Here is an 18,172-nt window from a genome sequence, read left to right as displayed (position 1 = left end):
GATCCTCGTTCTGTGTTTTGCTGCGTTTCGTTATGGAGCCGGCCCGGAAAAAGCCCTGGCGCTCATCCTTCTCGGGATGTCTGTATCGAGCAAGATCTACCGCGCACTCTTCCCGGGTTCGCAAATCTTCCTCGACATGGATCCGGGCCTGGTTCTCATCGAAATGCTGGTTCTGGCGGGCATGGTCGCGATCGCCCTCCGAGCAAACCGGATGTACAGTTTATGGATGGCAGGCTTCCAACTGATCGCACTGATGGCCCACTTCGCGAGGGGCATGGCGGATGCGATTTCGCCGATCGCGTATGTGATCATGTACGTCGGCCCCTCCTATTTGCAGATCATCACGCTGGCTTTGGGGATCTGGCTGCATCGCAAGCGGGTTCTCCGCCACGGCAACTACAGGTCATGGCGAGCGTCCTCGCCCCCTTCGCAGGCGAGCGTGCCTACGAACTAGCCGAGCGGCTGCGCGGCGAATTCGGTTCGCTCCGCCGCGCGCTCAATGCACCGCACGACCAGCTGATCGAAGCGGCCGGCCCGCACGCAAAGGTTTGCGAGCTGCTCCATGCCGCCCGCCGCCTCGTCGATACCGCCGACCGCGAGGAACTGGTCAGCACCCGCGTCGACAGCAGCGACCTCTCCTTCATGCAATTCATCCGCGACCGGATCGGTTACCGCACCGACGAGCGGATGCTGGTCTTCTTCACCGGGCCGGAGCGCAGCTACCTGCTCGACGAGGAGGCCGGGATCGGCGGCCAGAACACGATCAGGCTGAGCGTCGCCAAGCTCTTCCGCCGCGCGCTTGCGATCGGCGCACAGGGCTTCCTGCTGGCACACAACCATCCGTCGGGCATTTGCCGTCCGAGCGAGGAAGACCGCCAGTCGACCCGCGAACTGGCCGCACTCGCCTCGCGGCTTGAGCTGGAATTCCACGACCATGTCATCGTGACCCACGACCGCGCCTACTCGATGCAGGCCGGCGGCCATTTCTGATCCCTGACGTCGCTGCGACCGATCTAGAAGCCAGCCTGAAACCGGTTCAGTGACGATCCAAACCGCCGACAGCGACACCCTGCCGCGCGCGCTCCTCATCGGGCCGCTGCGGCTCGACCTGTTTCATCGCGACGGCGAAGTGGCGGGCAGGTGGCTCGGACTGCATCCGAAGGAATTCGCCCTGCTCTGGCAATTGGCGCTCGAGCCGGACCGGCGCTGGTTGCGCATGGACCTGCTGCGCGAAGTCTGGCGGCTCGATCACGACCCGGAGACCAATCGCGTTGCAGTCACCGTCGCCCGCGTCCGCAGCAAGCTCGCCCGGTTCGGCCTGTCGCACCTCGTCGCGACCGATATGGACCTGGGCGCATATTACCTCGCCCCTCCATCGCTTCTCGCGCAATCCTGAGACGCTCGGCGGGCTGGACAGCCGCCCGTGCTTGCGCAACTGTGCGGGCAACTGAATCAAGCACCGGGTGAGTGACATGGAATTTCCGAAAAACGACCGCGTATCGATCGAACTGGGCGAGGACGGCGTAGCGCAGGTGCGCCTCGTGCGCGGCGACAAGATGAATGCCCTCGACCCGGAAATGTTCGACTGGATCATCCGGGCGGGCCAAGTGCTGCACGACATGAAGGGCCTGCGTGCCGTCGTCCTGTCTGGCGAGGGCAGGGCCTTCTGCGCCGGTCTCGATACCGCGAGCTTCGGGCGCCAGCCGAAAGACGACGAGCCGGCCCTGACCGAGCGCACCTTCGGCAATTCGAACAAGTTCCAGCAGGTCGCGACCCAGTGGCGCAAGCTGCCCGTTCCGGTCGTCGCGGCGCTGCACGGCGTGTGCTTCGGCGGCGGCCTGCAGATTGCGAGCGGGGCGGACATCCGCGTCGCTCACCCCGATACGCGCATGGCGATCATGGAGCTCAAATGGGGCCTCGTTCCCGACATGGGCGGCTATGCGCTGTGGCGCGGCCTGGTGCGCGACGACGTGCTGCGCGAACTGGTCTACACCAACCGCGAATTCAGCGGGGCGGAAGCGAAGGAATTCGGCCTCGCGACCCATGTCGACGACGATCCCCATGCGAAGGCGACTGCGATCGCGACCGAGATCGCCAATCGCAATCCGCACGCGATCCGCGGGGCCAAGCGCCTGTCGAACCACATGGCCGACGGCACGACCGACGAACTGCTGATGGAAGAAAGCCTCGAGCAGCACGCGATCATGCGCACGCCCAACCAGATCGAGGCGGTGATGGCCGGCATGGCCAAGCGCGCGGCCAAGTTCGTCGACGTCTGAGCTTGTCGCCCCGCTTGGGGCCTAGCCGAACACCGCGACCGATTGCAGTCCGGCGAGTACCTGCTTGCCCTCGGCGTTCCACATCCGCAGCCGCTCGCTCGAGTAGCCATGGTCGGCCCATTCGCTCGCCGTTTCCGCGAGCCACCAGCGCTCGCTCGTCTCCGGTACGGGTTCGAGCAGGTTGAACGACCAGTTGATCGAGCTGATCGGCCCGCGGCGCTGCATCGCGCGCATCGAGCCGGGCGGAAGCGTGTCCCCCAGCAGGACCAGCTCGGATACCGGGTCCAGTCCCGACGGTTCCTTGAGCCGGAGCCAGCGCCGCACGATCGGCGCTCCGGGACCGCGATGGTCCTGCGCGCGGCGAAGCTCGAAGTTCTCGGTAATGAAGGAAGGGCCCTTGCCGGTCATGACCGTCTCCGCCTCCTGCGGCGGACCCGGCCAGTCCTCGCACGGTGCTGCCGGGTGCACGGCGTTGGGCTCGCGGTCGGTTCCGAAGAGCCACATGGCCGTCAGCGCAACTGAACCGCCCGAGCGGATTTCGCTGCGAACCTGCGCGACATTGCGCCCCTGCCGCACGATCTCGGCCGACAGTTCCACGTCCTCTCCCACCGGGGCGACGAAGCCTACCTGCGCAGCGCGGAAGGGCGGCAGGTCGGGGAAGGCGCGGATAGCTGCAGTATAGGCGACGAGAGCCGATGCGCCGCCGTAAAGCGTGCGCCCCTGCATCCAGTCCTGCGCATTTGCCAGCCTGATCGCGCCCAGCTTGGCGTCGATCGGTTCGATAAGTTCGCTTGCACTCATGCGGCTGACATACAGTGCTGTGAGCGCTTGGCCAGATTTCCGTTACGTAAGGGGCACAGTTTGCGTTGCACTGGCGGCTGCGACTCGCTAATGCGCCGCTTCCCGCGAAAAAGGCGGGCGAGGCCCGATGGCGGAGTGGTGACGCAGAGGACTGCAAATCCTTGTACGCCGGTTCGATTCCGGCTCGGGCCTCCACTTCTCACCCAGATGAGAATGTGCCGCTTTAGCTCAGTTGGTAGAGCACATCATTCGTAATGATGGGGTCACGTGTTCGAGTCACGTAAGCGGCACCACCTTCCTCAAGACCGCATTCTTCTGCCGGCCTCGTCAGTCGGTGATGCCGCTTGGCGTGGTTCTTACCAGAGCCAGATATACAGCCCGATGAGGACCGCGATGGTCAGCATGGCGAGCGTGTTGAACAGCATGGTCGTGGCGAAGGCGATGTCGCCCAGCTTGACCGTCTGTTCCTCGTCCGGCTCGCCCGTCAGCCTCGAGACGATTGCTGCTGCGACGATCGAGACGACGAACACGATCCAGATGCGGATGATGAATTCGAGGTCGGGCGTCGCGAACTTCATGATGACGTTCAGCGCCAGCGAGCCGAGCAGCGCGGTGTAGGCGCCGGCTGCGTTCATCTTCTTGTCGAAGAAGCCGAGCAGGAAGACGACCACGATGCCCGGCGCGATGAAGCCGGTGTATTCCTGCACTGTCTGGAAGCCGCTTTCGAAGCCGCCGATGAACGGCTGGGCGAGGAACAGCGCGATGACCATGGCCGAGAAAGCCGCGACGCGGCCGACGGTCACATAGTGGGTCTCGCCCTGGTCGGGCTTCCAGCTGCGATAGAGGTCCATCGTGAAGATGGTCGAGATCGAGTTCATCATCGATGCGAGCGAGCTCACCACCGCTGCGATCAGCGCCGCGAAGACGAGGCCGCGCAGGCCCGCCGGTGCGAAGCTCATGAGCTCGCCATAGGTGCGGTCCGACTTCTCCGCGAGCGCGTCGCCGTTGAGCAGGCCCTGCTGCGCAAGGATGACCGCGGCGATGCCCGGGATCACGACGATGAAGGGCACGAGGATCTTCAGGAAGGCAGCGAAGGCGAGGCCCTTCTGCGCTTCACCGAGGCTTTCTGCACCCAGCGCGCGCTGGATAATGTACTGGTTGAAGCCCCAGTAGCTGAAGTGCAGCACCCACAGGCCGCCCAGCAGCGTCCAGATGCCCGGCAGGTCCTTGTAGGCCGGATTGCTCTCGTCGAGGATCATCTCGAAGTGGCCCGGCATCTCCTGCATCAGCATGCCGAAGCCGCCGAGGGCACCGTCAGCCGGAAGCGCGTCGAGCGCGATGTAGGTGATGGCGAGGCCGCCGAGGATCAGGATAACGACCTGGATGATGTCGGTCAGGGCGACCGCCTTGAGGCCGCCGTAGAGCGAATAGAGCGCGGCGAAACCGGCCAGCGCGGCCATCGCACCCATGACGCTCCAGCCCGTCAGCGAAGTGACCGCAAGGCCGCCGAGCCACAGGACGGTGGTCAGGTTCACCGCCGTGTAGAGAGCGACCCAGAACACGCTCATCAGCGTCTTCACGCCGTGTCCGTACCGCTGGTCGAGGAACTGCGGCATGGTGTAGATCTTGCGCTTGAGGAAGATCGGCAGGAAGTATTTCGCGACGATGATCAGGACGATCGCGGCCTGCCATTCGTAGGCGGCAATCGCGATGCCGACGGCATAGCCTTGTCCCGACTGGCCGATGATCTGCTCGGCCGAGATGTTCGAGGCGATCAGCGAGGCGCCGATTGCCCACCAGGGCAGGGCGCGGCCGGCGAGGAAGTAGTCCTCGGTATCCTTGTCATGGCCCTTCGGTTCGCGCGAAACGGCCCAGGCTATGCCGAGCAGCGCGAGCGCGTAGAGCACGATGATGACTACGTCGATCGTCTCGAGATTCATGTCTTAACCCTCCCGGTGGGCGATGCGCTTCGTGGCGCACGCCCTTGTCGTATCCCAGTCACTTACTAGCGCGGACTTCCAAGCCGTCCACGCGAATTCGAATTCACACTCAGAACGAGCAGCGCGTCCCCTCGGGCAGCTCGCGGCGCGAGACTTCCGCGATACCGAGAACGAGCGGCGCGTCGGTCGAAATCGTCAGGCTGTCGCCCAGCGTGCCGAGGCAATCGGGCGTCAAAACCATTTCGCGCCAGCCCTTGCCTGCGGCCACCGTCAGCTGCCGCGTCGCATCGAAGCTGTTGCCGCCGCTCGAGATGGTGAAGGTGCCGGCAGGAGCCGATGCGAGGTCGTAGGTCACGAGGAATGCCCCCGAACCGCTGCCGGTCAGCGTCAGCGTGCTGTTCGGGCCGAATGTGACCTGCCGCGCGTCTTCCTGCCGGTTGCGGTCGATACCGCGGGCAACGATGCCGCCACCTTCACCGCGCAGGTTCGGCAGGTCGATCGTGCCGGCCATGGCAGTGACACCTGCAGCGAGACGCCCCATCGAATACCAGTCGGACGGAGCATCGCCGTCGATATAGCCGCAGCTTTCATCGAGCTCGCCGAGCGGCGAGGTGTCGGACAGGTCGCGGCCATAGCCGAGCGCGAAGAGAGCGCCTTCAGGGCCGTTGAGCGGCGCGCCTTCGCAGCCTGCGGGCCAGCTGAAGGACAGGCGGCCGGTCGCGGCGCGCTTGCCGAACAGGATGTCGGCAACGCCCGCGCCTTCGCTGCCGGGCAGCCAGGATGCGACGAATGCGTCGGATGCGTTGAGCTCGCGGTTGACCCACAGCGGACGCCCGGAAAGGAAAACCGCGACGGCGGGAATGCCTTCCGCGTCGAACTTCTTCAGGAGCGCGAGGCCTTCCTCGTCGGAGAAGAGGAGGTTCTTCCGGTCGCCGGCGAACTCGGCATAGGGCTCCTCGCCGAAGACCACCACGGCGACGTCCGGCTTGGCGCTATAGCTGCCGTCCTCCGACAGCGTCGCGCTTCCGCCGGCTTCCTCGGCCGCCTGCTTGATGCCGGCGAAGATCGAGGTCGCACCCGGGAAATAGTCGTTGGTCAGCTCGCGCCCGCCCTGCCAGGTGAGCGTCCAGCCGCCAGCCGCCTGGGCGATCGAATCCGCCGCGACGCCTGCCACAAGGACCTTCGATCCGCCCGCGAGCGGGAGGACGCCGTCGTTCTTGAGCACGACCTGCGACTTGGCGACCGCTTCGCGCGCTACGGCGCGGTGCGGGGCCATGCCGAGCTTGTCGTATTCGCCTGCATTCGGGCGCGCCGAAGGCTTCACCGCGTTGGGGCCGAGCAGGCCGGCGCGGTATTTGACGCGCAGGATACGGGTCACCGCTTCGTCCACGCGTTCGAGCGGGATCGTCCCGTCGTTTACCTGTGCGAGGAGGTTCTCGTAGAGAGCCACCGCGTCGTCAGGCACCATGTAGATGTCGAGCCCGGCGAGAAGCGATTGCGGACAGTCGCTGACGGTGCAGCCCTCGATCTGGCCGTGCGCGTTCCAGTCGCCGACAACGAGGCCTTCGAAGCCCATTTCGCCGCGCAGCACATCGGTCAGCAGGTCCTTGCGGCCATGCATCTTCTTCCCGTTGATCGAGTTGAAGCTCGCCATGATTGCCTCGACGCCGACATCGATCGCGGCGGGGTAGGGCACGGCGTGGATCGCCTTGAGCGCTTCGAGATCGCCGTTCACATCGCCTTGGTCGACGCCCTGGTCGGTGCCGCCGTCGGCGAAGAAATGCTTGGCTGTCGCAATGACGCGGCCGGTGCCGAGGAAATCGTCGGCACCCTTCTTGCCCTGCAGTCCTTCGACCAGCGCCGCGCCCATTTCGGCGACGATCTGCGGGTCTTCGGAATAGCTTTCGTAGGTCCGCCCCCAACGGTCGTCGCGCGCGACGGCGACGGTCGGCGAGAAGTTCCAGTCGATACCGGTCACCTCGATCTCGGTCGCGGTCGCCGCGCCGATCTGGCGGATCAGGTCGGGATCGCCAGTCGCGCCGAGGCCGATGTTGTGCGGGAAGATGGTCGCCTGGATGACGTTGGTGTGGCCGTGCACCGCGTCGGTGCCCCACATGGTCGGGATGGCAGGCTCGTCGCCCGGAAGCGGTGCGGTGCTTGCGTCCCACATCTCGTCGGCGAGGCGCAGCCATTCGGAGGCCGGGGCGAACTCGTCGCCATATGGGCCGCCGTTGCCCCCGTTGAGGTAGCTGCCCCAGCGGTACTTGCGCATTTCCTCGGGCGTGACCGAATTGATCTGCGGCTGGATAAGCTGGGCGATCTTGCGCTCGAGCGTCATGCGCGACAGCAGGTCGGCAATGACCGCCTCTTCAGGCGAGACTGCGGCAGCGGCCTCGGTGCCTTGTGTCGATGCAGCAGACTGGACGGTCGGCGAGCCGGCACAGCCGACCAGCGCCACACAGGCAGCCATAGTTGCAAACGAGCGATACATCCCACACCCCTCCGTACTCTTGGGAACGTTCTCAATCCGACAAGAGCACGGGCCGCGGACTAAATCAAGCGGCTATGCAGGGCGGCGGGCGGTTGCGAGCAGGATTCCCGCGATGAGAGCGAAAACGGCAAGCACCGCGAACAGGCCGGAATAGCCGAATCGCGGGATTATCCCGAGCGCGAGCCACGGCATGATGAGCGATGGCACCGTGTTCGTAAGGTTGAACAGGCCGAGGTCGCGCCCCCTGCTTTGCGGCTTCGGCAGGACGCGCAAAACCTGGCTCGAATGCTGGGCGAGGAAGACGCTCGCCGCGACGCTGAAGATGACATAGCCGGCGATGCCGACGGTGATGCCGGGTGCGAGCAGCATCACGCCAAGCCCTGTCGCGGCAACGAAGGATGCAATCGCGAGCGGGCGGATCGGATGGCCCGTCCGGTCGGCATAGACACCGGCGAGGAAGGCGAGCGGAATGGCGGCGAGCAGCACGAAGCCGAACAGGCGCGCCGTGTCGTTGTCGGTCACCTGCGGCGAGAGCGAGAGCAGCCAGAACAGCAAATAGGCGAACAGCGCTGCCTCGGCGATCTGTACGAGCAGGCGTGCGACCCACATCCGCAGGATCGTCTGCACCTTGTCGCTCGAATCCTCGCCAGCTTGATCAGCAAGGGTCGGCTCGGTCAGGTGCGGCATGGGCTTGGGACGTCCGAAGACGAGCGCAGGAGTGACCAGTGCAACTACGGCGATGGCGATGATGACGAGGCGCGCATCGGGTCCGGCAAGCCCGGGTATGGTTATTATCGCACCGGTCATCGCGCCGAATGCCGGGGCGAAGGCCAGCAGCCCGCCGAGCATGCCCTTCTGCTCGTCGGGCACACAATCGCCCGCCCATGCGGCAAGCGGCGCGAGCATCATGTTGAGCGCCAGCTGCCACAGGAAGACCGCGCCGATCAGAAGCTCCAGCGACTGCGCTTGCGATACGCCGACCAACAGGAGCGAGGACAGGATCATGCCCGCCCAGACCCAGATACGGCGGTCCCTGGTGCGGTCGCTCGCCCAGCCGAAGCCGATATTGGCGAGGCTCGCCGCCACCGCTCCGCCGAAGGTCACGAGTGCGAGCCATTCGACATCGGCGATCCCGGAGATTTCCTTGATCCGCAGCGGCAGGAGGATCGTCAGGAACGGCACATAGGCCACCGCGCCCCCGGCGAATGCGAGACCGTAGAGCAGCAGGAAGCGCGTCGATTGCCGCGCGTCTGCGTCAGCCATTGCGCGGCGGTGCCGTCGATTCCCGCTCGATGAGCGAGCCGGGGACGACGAGCACTTCGTCGCTGTCGACCGAGCGGCCGTCCGATTCGATGATCGCCTCGACTGCGCGCGAAGCCGTCTCGGCAATCGGCTGGTCGATCGCGGTCAAGGCCGGCCGCGTGAACCGGGCAAGCGGCGTGTTGTCGAAGCTGATGAGCGACAAGTCCTCGGGCACTTCGATCCCCATCCGCTTGGCGACATCGAGCGCGCCGAGTGCCATCTGGTCGTTGCTCGCCAGGATAGCCGTCGGGCGGTTCGACTGGCCGAGCAGTTTCTCCGATGCACGCACGCCCGATTCGTAGCTGAAATCGCCGACCGCATAGAGGTCTTCTACGTCGAGCCCTGCATCCGCCATCGCCGTGCGCCAGCCTGCTTCGCGACGCCCGCTCAGCGAATATTCGCGCGAGCCGGAGATGAAGCCGACCCGGCGATGGCCGAGGCCGAGGAGGAATTCGGTCGCCTTCCGGGCCGATCCTTCGTCATTCATGGTGATGCGCATGCCCGGCCCTTCGACCCTCGTGCCGATCCGGGCGAAGGGTATCTGGCGTTCGGCGAGCAGGCCGGTGATCAGCGGGTTTTCCGAGTGCGGCGGCGTCAGGATCACGCCGTCGGGCTGCAAGGCGGTCAGCGCTGCGCCGAGTTCGCGCTCGACATGGTCGCTATGCGTGTCGACCAGTTCGATCATCATGCGATAACCGTGCTCTGCACATTTCAGCATCCCGCCGAGCAGCATCTGGTCGACCCAGTCGCTACCCTCGCGCTTGCGCCAGTCCTCGATCGTGCGCTCGCGATCGTTCAGCGCGAGGATGAGATAGGATTTCGCGCCGCTCATGCGCTGCGCTGCGATCGAGGGGACGTAGCCCAGCTTCTCGATCGAGGCCTGCACGCGCTCGCGCATTTCGGGCCGGACATTGGGCCCGTCGTTGATGACGCGGCTGACCGTCTGCAGGGAAACCCCTGCATCGGCTGCCACGTGCTTGATCGTTACGGCCTGGCGCCGCCGTGCCATTTCCTATTCCTCCCGTCCGGCAGCACAGCTGCCATCTTCCCCTGCCCGGGCATCGCATCGCCACACCCGGACCCAATCCACTTCCATCCTCTTGGGAAAACCTTCTTCGGATACGCCCCCCAGGCCGCGACCTTCGGGCAATCCGCCACCAATCGCAAGGTTGAGAAGCAGGTGAAACGCTTGATCGAACGGAGCATTGGGTGCGTCGGACCCCGCCGACCACCAGTTGTCCGACGTCTTGCGGGCGAAGACCCGCCCGTCGAAGGTCCATTCGATCACACCTTCGTCCCACACAATGCCAAAGGTATGGAAGCCATCGAGCACGTCGGTCGCATGGACTTCGCTGCTGTGAAGCGCGTTGTCGGGCCATTGGCCGCCGAAGTGCAGCGTGCCGAGGATCGTGTCCTCGCGTCCCGTAGGGCATTTCGCGCAGGGAACGCCGAGGTTCACCGCCTCGAGAATGTCGATTTCGCCCGAAGAGGCCCAGCCGCCGTACGTATTGTCCTCCGGAAGCATCCAGATCGCCGGCCAGACGCCCTGGCCTTGCGGCAGCTTGGCGCGAACCTCGATGCGGCCGTATTTCCAGGCGGCGTTGCCCTTCGTGACGAGCCGCGCGGACGTGAAGGGCTTGGTCGCCTGGCGATCGGGATCGGGCATCGATGCGCGAAGATGCGGCGGCCATGCGGCGCCGGTATGCTCTTCGCGCCGCGCGGTGATGACGAGCTTGCCATCCTCGATTGCGGCATTCGACGGATCGTCGCGGTAGCACTGCCGCTCTTCATTGCCGCCGCCCCAGCAATCGACGTCGAACGACCACTTGGTGCGGTCGATTGCTTCGCCGTCGAACTCGTCGGACCACACCAGCGTCCAGCCGCTTTCAGTGCCCGGCGTGCGCGATGTGCCCGGCTGGGGCATGGTGACAGTCTCGATGATCTCGCGCTTGCCATTGCTTGGCTGCGCGCACGATGCCGCCAGCATCGCGAGCCCGATAACGGGAGCCAGCCGCGTGCAAATGCTCCGTTGGCGCGGCTCCGCCAGCGCGGAAGTGAGAGCTGGAGACATGGGATTATCCTCTCGCCAATGCGATCCGGCAGCTGATTGCAGGATCATTGTCGCCTGTTTCGTCAAGGAAAACAAAATGGGCCCCTGCCGCAAGCGGCAAGGGCCCATATGTGTCCGTCCCTAAGGCCGGACCCCCCGTCAGAAGTCGAAGCGGGCGAGGAAGGTGAGGCGACGGTCGTTGCGGAACGCGTTACGGCTGAGACGCGTACCGTCGAAGTCGATCACCTGGCTGGTGCGGGTCACCTCGTCGAGGAGGTTCACGCCCTGCACACCCAGCTTGAGTTTGTCGTTCACCGTGAAGAAGATCGACGCGTCGAGCTGGCCCGTGCTTTCCTGCCAGATCGGCGAGAACGGGAAGATGTCGTCACGCGGGGTGATCAGGAACTCCGAGCGCCAGTTGTAGGCGGCACGGGCCGAGATCGGTCCCTTTTCGTAGAACACCGTCGCGTTGATCGTGTGCTCCGACACACCCTGCAGCGGCTGCTGCGAGGCGAAGGTGCCACGGTTGCCGATGAGGTCCGGGTTCGTGAAGTCGCCGGCATCGATGTAGGTGTAGGTCAGCTGCGTGCCGAGACCGTCGAGCGGTCCGGGCAGGAATTCGAAGACGTCCTGATAGGCGATCTCGAAACCCTTGAGCTGGCCGCCGAGCTCGTTGCTCGGACCGTTCACTTCGACATCCAGCGAGCCGTTCGACGTCGGGTAGTCGACGATGTTCACGCCGCTGCTGACGATGCCCGAAAGGTCCTTGATGAAGCCGGCCAGGGTGATCGAGCCGACATCGTCGAAGTAGTATTCGATCGACAGGTCGTAGTTCCAGGACTCGGTCGCCTGCACGTTGCGGTTGCCGGTGAAGAGCTGGAACAGCGGGCCATTGGCGAGGGCGTCGGGGCCCGCAGCCAGGAGGTCACCCGTGTTGTCGACCACTTCGCCGCCAGCGCGGAAGAGCGCGAGGTCGGGGCGGGAGATGCCCTTCGACACCGCACCGCGCAGCAGGAGGCCGCCACCGAAGTCGAGCTTCGCGTTGAAGCTCGGCAGCCAGTGATCGAACGTGATGTCACGATCGTCGATGATCACGTCGCCGGTGTAGGCAGCTGCAAACTGGGCCAGCCTGTCGGCGGTCAGTGCGCAATAGCCGAGGTTGGCGGTCGGGTTCGGCGTGTTGTCGCAGACATACTGGACTTCCGAGATTTGAACGCGGCCATCGCCGTTGCCGCCGGCACTCTGCGTCGGATCGTCGAAGAAGCTCGGGCTCGGCAGCGTGATGCGGCCGCCGCTCTTGACGGTCGTGTGGACGTAGCGGAGGCCGATGTTGCCATCGAGCGACCAGCCGTTGTCGAAGTCGAGGCCCCAGTCCGCACGGGCGTAGAAGGCACCGGTGATTTCCTCGACGTCGGAAATCTGGCCTTCGCTGAAGCCGTCCGGCAGCACGGTCCACTGCTCGCCGACGAAGTCGGGGAAGCTCCAGGCAGTAATGGCCTGGCCCTGCTGCGTCACGGTTCCGTTCAGATAGTCGCCGATGAAATCGTCGCCACCGAAGAAGAAGCCGCCACCGTTCTGGATCGGGTTGGCTGCATTGCCGCGCTGGAAGTTGTTCGCGAACGGCGTGACGTAGTTCGACGCATCCGGGAAGTCGCGGACATAGGCGCCGCCGTTACCGCAGCACAGGCCGTAGGGGCGAGTGTTGGGGAGGGCATAGCCGCCGCCCCACTGCCCGTTGGCACCGGTCCACGGAGCACCCAGCGTACCCCAGTTGTTGAAGTTCGTGTCACGCGTGACGCGCGCACGTTCCGCCCAGCGGCTGCCGAAGCGCACGTTGCGCAGGAAGCCGTCACCCACTTCGTAGCTTGCATCGAGGCGGACGCTGTTGAGGTCGCCCTCGTTGCGCGCCTTACTGTCGAGCAGGAACCAGTAATAGGTGTAGTCCGGATCGTTGTAGATGCCTTCCGGCGCACCGATCGGGGTGATGAACTGGATCGACGGCGTCTTGCCGGTGTTGTCGATCACGAGGTCCGAGAAGGTGTTCATCGCGCCGATGATCGAGTCCTGGCGCAGCTCCGAACCGATGTGCTGGATTTCGAAGTTGAACGCGAGGCGATCGTTCGCCTGGAACGTTGCGTCGAACGAGAAGTCCTCGGTCGAAGCGTCCGTGTCGCGCTGGAAGTGGACCAGCTCGGTCGGCAGGCCGCCCCAAGGCGAGAAGAACGAGTCGCCGGTGGTCTGCGTCAGGATGCCGGTCTGGAAGAGGCCATTGCCGTCGAAGGTCCAGTTGGTACCGGCACGTTCGACCGGGAAGCCGGCGTCGTTGTTGACCAGCGCCTGGATGAAGTACTCGTCGGTGAAGAACTGCGTGTCGGCACGCAGCCATTCGAAGGTTGCGAGCAGGCGACCGTCGCCGCTTTCGAACTGGCCGACGACCGAGAAGGCCTCGCGGTCACGCTCGAGGGTGGTCGTGCGGACGCCGGCACCCTTCGGCACGATCACGGTGTTGGCCGGCGGGAAGCCGGTCGCGTCGAAATTGACGTCGCCGAAGCCGCCCGAGCCCACGTCACGTGCACGGATACAGGTCGAATCCAGCGCCGCGTCGCGGTAGCAGGGATCCTGCAGGCCCGAAGCGTCGGTGCGGCTGACGAGTTCCGAACGGGCATAGCCCAGCTGGAGGCCGAACATGCTGCCACCCGGGGTTTCCCAGGTGTTCGAGATCAGAACGGAGCCGCCCGGCGACCATTCTTCAGCCAGGTCGCCCCAGTTCATCTCGAGCGTGCCCGAGACGTTGAGCCCCGGATTGTCGAGCGGCTTGCGGGTGACGAGGTTGACCGTACCGGCGATGCCGCCGTCGATCATGTCGGCAGTCGCGTTCTTGTAGACTTCGACGCGGCCGAGAAGCTCGGGCGAGACGTCGTTGAACGAGAGGACCGTACCGCCGGTAGCCGAGAAGATGTCGCGGCCGTTCAGTTCGGAACGGACATAGGGCAGGCCGCGAATGATGACGCCGGTACCTTCGACCGAGAAACGGTCGGGGTCCGAAGTCTTCTCGAAACGGCCGATGTTGACGCCCGGGACACGCTGCAGCGCTTCCGCGACCGAACGGTCGGGCAGCGCGCCGATGTCTTCTGCGGTGATGACGTCGACTACGGTGTCGGCGTTGCGTTTGATGTCCTGCGCCGCGTCGAGCGAGGCGCGGAAACCGCTGACGACGATGACGTCATCGGCTTCGTCTTCCTCGACCGCCGGGGCATCGGCGGGAGCTTCCTGAGCCATCGCGACCGAAGGCAGGGCAAGACACATTGCAAGAGTAGAAGCCGTACCGAGCGCCCATCCGCGCTTGGTCGATTCGGCCGCTAAAGGCATAAATTTGCGAGACACATACCCCTCCATGGTATTAGATTTCACCTTTATGACATCGTGGCTATCGGTTGTTGGGAGCGTTCACAAGGGAAAAATGAACGTTCACAATTTTGCCCGCAGGTGTTAGATCGCTGCAACACTTTCGCCCGTCAGAGCGGTTGCGCGAACGCGGTTGCTGGGCAAGATAATGCAGGAGAACGGCCGGCGCCAATGACCGGCGGTCCCTTCGAGAGGCAGGTCGACTGACAAGATGGCAATCGAACGTATCGTAATCGTGGGTGGCGGCACGGCGGGCTGGATGGCGGCGGCGGCGCTGTCGCGGCTCAAGGCCGGGCACAAGGTCGAGATACTCCTGATCGAATCCGAGCAGATCGGCACGGTCGGCGTCGGCGAGGCGACCATCCCGCCCTTCGTCGACTTCAACCGCCTGCTCGAAATCGACGAGCAGCAGATGCTCGCTTCGGTCGGCGGGACGTTCAAGCTGGGGATCCAGTTCGTCAACTGGGGCCAGCAGGGCGACAGCTATATCCACCCCTTCGGCAATTACGGCTACGAAATCGACGGCGTGTCCTTCCACCACGTGTGGCACCGCTTCCGCCAGGAAGGCGACAACCGCCCAATCCAGGTCTTCAACCTCGAGACCATGGCGGCCTACTTCGGCAAGTTCGCCCGCACGCAGGACTACCAGCGCGACGACCTGCCGCCGATGAACTACGCCTATCACATCGATGCGACGCGCTATGCCAAGTTCCTGCGCGGTTATGCCGAGAAGCGCGGCGTCGTCCGGCGCGAAGGCAAGATCGACGACGTGAACCTCGACGGCGAGACCGGATTCGTCACCTCGGTCAAGATGGACGACGGGGAAACCATCGCGGGCGACTTCTTCGTCGACTGCTCGGGCTTCCGCGGACTGCTGATCGAGCAGGCGCTGAAGACCGGCTACGAGGATTGGCGCCATTACCTGCCGTGCGACCGGGCTGTCGCGCTGCCCTGCGACCGCGAGGATGGCAGCCCGGCTGCGCCCTACACCCGCGCAACCGCGCATTCGGCCGGCTGGCAATGGACCGTCCCGCTGCAGCACCGCAACGGCAACGGCCATGTCTATTGCAGCGAGTTCATGTCGGACGAGGAAGCGCACGAGATCCTCGTCAAGAACATCGCCGGCAAGCCTGCCGCCGACCCGAACTTCCTGCGTTTCGTCACCGGACGCCGCAAGAAGTTCTGGAACAAGAACGTCGTCGCACTCGGCCTTGCAGCGGGCTTCATGGAGCCGCTGGAATCGACCTCGATCCACCTCGTGAACACGGGCATCAACAAGCTGATTGCATTGCTCTCGCTCGATGGGGTGACGCAGGCGCAGGAGGATGCGTTCAACCGCCTGACGGGGAAGGAATACACCCGCATCCGCGACTTCCTGATCCTGCATTACAACGCGACCGAGCGGGACGACACGCCGTTCTGGAACCACTGCCGTACGATGGAGGTGCCGGAAAGCCTGACCGAGAAGGTCGACCTGTTCCAGACCAACGGCCAGATCTTCCGCGAGGAGGACGAGCTGTTCACCGAGACCAGCTGGGCTGCGGTGATGATGGGGCAGCGCATCAACATGGGCGGGCACAACCCGATGGCGGACACGCTGAAGGACCCGAACCTCAAGCGCGAGTTCGACGAGATCGAGCGCTCGATCCGCTACCTCGTCCAGCACATGCCGACGCACCCCGACTACCTCGCCCGCTACTGTCCGGCAGCGGCCTAAGGGTCTTGCCTTTGGCAGCGAAGCGGGAGAAGTGGGCGCGAGCATTCCGGGAGGGGACATGACACGCAGCGCGACCCGATACCGCGTCACATCCTTCGATGTCGCTGCCGAGGCGGGCGTCAGCCAGTCGACCGTCTCGCGCGCGCTAGCCGGGTCGAGTGCGATCACCGAGGAAACGCGCGCCAAGGTCGTCGCGGCGGCGGAAAAGCTCGGCTATGTCGTCGATGCGCGCGCGGCCATGCTGCGCAAGGGCACGACCGGCACCATCGCCGTGGTCGTCATCTGCCGCCCGGACGAGGCGGTGAGCGACATCAACCCGTTCTACTTCTCGCTGCTCGGTGCCGTCAGCGCGGCGGCTGCGGAAGCCGGATACGAAACGCTCGTGTCCTTTCAGGCGGAAGCCGACAAGCTGTTCGGCCGGTATGAGGAACGCGGCCAGGCCGATGGCGTGATCGTCATCGGAACGACGACCAACAATGCCGCGTGGGAATATTTCCGCGAGCTCGACAAGGCGGGCGCGAACCTCGCCTTCTGGGGCTCGCCCTACAACAGTCTCGAGTGGGTCCGGTCGGACAATTTCGAAGGCGGCCAGATCGCCACCCATGCGCTGGTCGAGAGCGGCTGCCGCAGGATCGTCCACATCGGCACCACGCAATCGCCGCAGCGCCAGTTCGGCGAGCGCTACGAAGGCTATCTCGCGGCGATGGAGCAGGCAGGCCTCGAACCGCAGCTCGAAGTGATCGACGAGACAGCCGACCGGGAATCGCAGGGTCGCAAGGCGGTTGCTTCGCTCATCGAGGCGGGGATCGATTTCGACGGGCTGTTCATCGCCTGCGACAGCATCGCGCTCGGCGCGCTCGACGAGCTTAACCGGCGCGGCATCAAGGTGCCGGAAGAGTGCGGGCTGGTCGGCTTCGACGGTATCCGGGCCGGCACCTACAGCAATCCGCCGCTCACCAGCGTCGAGCCCGATTTCGAGACCGCCGGCAGCATGCTCGTGCGCCGGGTGCTCGGGACGGAAGAGCAGGCAGGCGAGCGGCGCGTGCCGGTGCACCTGCTGCGCCGCGCAAGCGTCAGGATCTGACGCTCACCTTAAGGTCGGCCTGCGGCATGGCGAAGATGCCCATCACCGGATGCGGCTGGTAAGGCTCCTCGAGCCGCTTGATCTCCTCCGCCGTCAATTCGACGTCGAGCGCTGCGACAGCATCCTCGATATGCTTCTGCTTGGTCGCCCCGACGATCGGACTGGTCACTTCCGGCTTCTGCAGCACCCATGCGAGCGCGACCTGCGCCATCGGGATCCCGCGCTCCTCCGCGACCGCCTGCACCGCTTCGACGATCTGGCGGTCGTTCTCCTGCGTGCGGGCGTAGAGCGCCTTGCCGACCATGTCGGTCTCGCTGCGCTCGGTTGTCTCGTCCCATGGGCGGGTGAGCTTCCCGCGCGCCAGCGGGCTCCACGGCATGACCGCTATCCCCCGATCGGCGCATAGCGGCAGCATCTCGCGCTCTTCCTCGCGGTAGAGCAGGTTGACGTAGTTCTGCATCGAGATGAACTGCTTGAGCCCGGCGCTCTCGGCGAGGTGCAGCATCTTCTGGAACTGCCAGGCATACATGGACGATGCGCCGACATAGCGCACCTTGCCCGCGCGCACGATCGCATCGAGCGTCTCGACGATTTCCTCCATCGGCGTGTTCGGATCGAGCCGGTGGATCTGGTAGAGGTCGATGTAATCGGTGCCGAGGCGCTTCAGGCTGTCGTCGACCGCATGCATCAGCGCCTTGGCGGACAGCCCGCCGGTATTGGGCGCTTGCCGCCAGCGAAAGAAGCCCTTGGTCGCGATGACCACTTCGTCGCGGCGCGCCATCTCCTTCAGCAGCTTGCCGGTGATCTCCTCGCTCGTGCCGCCGGAATAGGCGTTGGCCGTGTCGAAGAAATTGATCCCGGCTTCGAGCGCCTGACGGAAAAAGGGACGCGAGGCATCCTCGCTCATGGTCCAGTCGTGCCCCTCCTTCGATGCATCGCCGAAGCTCATGCAGCCGAGGCAAAGTTTCGAGACGGTCAGGCCGGTGCGGCCGAACTGGACATATTTCATGGGTAGGGCTCCTCTCTTGCCTACCGCATAGTCGCGGGGTCGCTTCGGGCAAGTCCGTTTCGCGCTTGCACATATAACGATACCTTTATATGTC

At 64.8% G+C, this 18,172-nt stretch carries 14 protein-coding genes and 2 tRNA genes; 8 read left to right on the top strand and 8 right to left on the bottom strand.

Annotated elements, in window-relative coordinates; translation table 11 throughout:
* The first annotated feature begins 76 nt into the window (after positions 1-76).
* The 4 genes from EO245_RS13320 (at position 77) to EO245_RS00180 (ending at position 2,279) form a co-directional block, all read left to right on the top strand.
* Positions 77-454 (top strand): hypothetical protein, encoded by a 378-nt coding sequence (locus EO245_RS13320; protein WP_164931225.1) that lies wholly within the window; start codon positions 77-79, stop codon positions 452-454.
* On the top strand, positions 406-990 hold the full coding sequence (locus EO245_RS00190; protein WP_164931224.1) for a JAB domain-containing protein: 585 nt from the start codon (positions 406-408) through the stop codon (positions 988-990). Before EO245_RS13320 ends, EO245_RS00190 begins: the two co-directional genes overlap by 49 nt.
* Positions 991-1,039: 49 nt before the next feature.
* Positions 1,040-1,396: a winged helix-turn-helix domain-containing protein gene (locus EO245_RS00185; protein ID WP_128891038.1), complete on the top strand. Its 357-nt coding sequence runs from the start codon at positions 1,040-1,042 to the stop codon at positions 1,394-1,396.
* A 76-nt stretch (positions 1,397-1,472) separates the two neighbouring features.
* Positions 1,473-2,279: a crotonase/enoyl-CoA hydratase family protein gene (locus EO245_RS00180; protein WP_128891037.1), complete on the top strand. Its 807-nt coding sequence runs from the start codon at positions 1,473-1,475 to the stop codon at positions 2,277-2,279.
* 21 nt (positions 2,280-2,300) lie between these two features.
* Here the strand turns inward: EO245_RS00180 and EO245_RS00175 are convergent, their stop codons facing one another.
* The gene (locus EO245_RS00175; RefSeq protein WP_128891036.1) at positions 2,301-3,080 is read right to left on the bottom strand and encodes an acyl-CoA thioesterase II; all 780 of its coding nucleotides are present in this window, start codon (positions 3,078-3,080) and stop codon (positions 2,301-2,303) included.
* A 121-nt stretch (positions 3,081-3,201) separates the two neighbouring features.
* Between EO245_RS00175 and EO245_RS00170 the strand changes: the two genes are divergently transcribed.
* Both EO245_RS00170 and EO245_RS00165 read left to right on the top strand, forming a co-directional pair.
* Positions 3,202-3,275, top strand: a tRNA-Cys gene (locus EO245_RS00170).
* Between the two features lie 22 nt (positions 3,276-3,297).
* Positions 3,298-3,373: transfer RNA gene (locus EO245_RS00165), tRNA-Thr, on the top strand.
* Between the two features lie 63 nt (positions 3,374-3,436).
* On the opposite strand, the gene EO245_RS00160 is transcribed toward EO245_RS00165, so the two are convergent.
* The 6 genes from EO245_RS00160 to EO245_RS00135 form a co-directional block, all read right to left on the bottom strand.
* A complete protein-coding gene (locus EO245_RS00160; protein WP_128891035.1) occupies positions 3,437-5,020 on the bottom strand; it encodes a sodium/sugar symporter in 1,584 nt (527 codons plus the stop codon).
* A gap of 109 nt (positions 5,021-5,129) precedes the next feature.
* Complete coding sequence (locus EO245_RS00155; protein WP_128891034.1) at positions 5,130-7,490, bottom strand: glycoside hydrolase family 3 protein; 2,361 nt, start codon at positions 7,488-7,490, stop codon at positions 5,130-5,132.
* A 93-nt stretch (positions 7,491-7,583) separates the two neighbouring features.
* Complete coding sequence (locus EO245_RS00150; protein WP_128891033.1) at positions 7,584-8,774, bottom strand: MFS transporter; 1,191 nt, start codon at positions 8,772-8,774, stop codon at positions 7,584-7,586.
* On the bottom strand, positions 8,767-9,822 hold the full coding sequence (locus EO245_RS00145) for a LacI family DNA-binding transcriptional regulator (protein WP_128891032.1): 1,056 nt from the start codon (positions 9,820-9,822) through the stop codon (positions 8,767-8,769). The genes EO245_RS00150 and EO245_RS00145 overlap by 8 nt, the downstream gene beginning before the upstream one ends.
* Before the next feature lie 3 nt (positions 9,823-9,825).
* A complete protein-coding gene (locus EO245_RS00140) occupies positions 9,826-10,884 on the bottom strand; it encodes a family 16 glycosylhydrolase (RefSeq protein ID WP_234026908.1) in 1,059 nt (352 codons plus the stop codon).
* A gap of 138 nt (positions 10,885-11,022) precedes the next feature.
* Positions 11,023-14,142, bottom strand: a complete 3,120-nt coding sequence (locus EO245_RS00135; protein ID WP_234026907.1) for a TonB-dependent receptor — start codon at positions 14,140-14,142, stop codon at positions 11,023-11,025.
* A gap of 337 nt (positions 14,143-14,479) precedes the next feature.
* Between EO245_RS00135 and EO245_RS00130 the strand changes: the two genes are divergently transcribed.
* Both EO245_RS00130 and EO245_RS00125 read left to right on the top strand, forming a co-directional pair.
* Complete coding sequence (locus tag EO245_RS00130) at positions 14,480-15,985, top strand: tryptophan halogenase family protein (protein WP_128891031.1); 1,506 nt, start codon at positions 14,480-14,482, stop codon at positions 15,983-15,985.
* Between the two features lie 58 nt (positions 15,986-16,043).
* Entirely contained in the window at positions 16,044-17,069 is a 1,026-nt protein-coding gene (locus tag EO245_RS00125; protein WP_128891030.1) for a LacI family DNA-binding transcriptional regulator, read from the top strand.
* On the opposite strand, the gene EO245_RS00120 is transcribed toward EO245_RS00125, so the two are convergent.
* The gene (locus EO245_RS00120; protein ID WP_128891029.1) at positions 17,059-18,078 is read right to left on the bottom strand and encodes an aldo/keto reductase; all 1,020 of its coding nucleotides are present in this window, start codon (positions 18,076-18,078) and stop codon (positions 17,059-17,061) included. The genes EO245_RS00125 and EO245_RS00120 overlap by 11 nt on opposite strands.
* Between the last annotated feature and the right edge of the window lie 94 nt (positions 18,079-18,172).

The sequence above is a fragment of the Erythrobacter sp. HKB08 genome (genome assembly GCF_004114695.1).
In the GTDB taxonomy this organism is placed as follows: Bacteria; Pseudomonadota; Alphaproteobacteria; order Sphingomonadales; family Sphingomonadaceae; genus Parerythrobacter_A.
The sequence above is the reverse complement of the archived record's forward strand: the minus strand, read 5'-3'. Positions and strand labels throughout refer to the sequence as shown.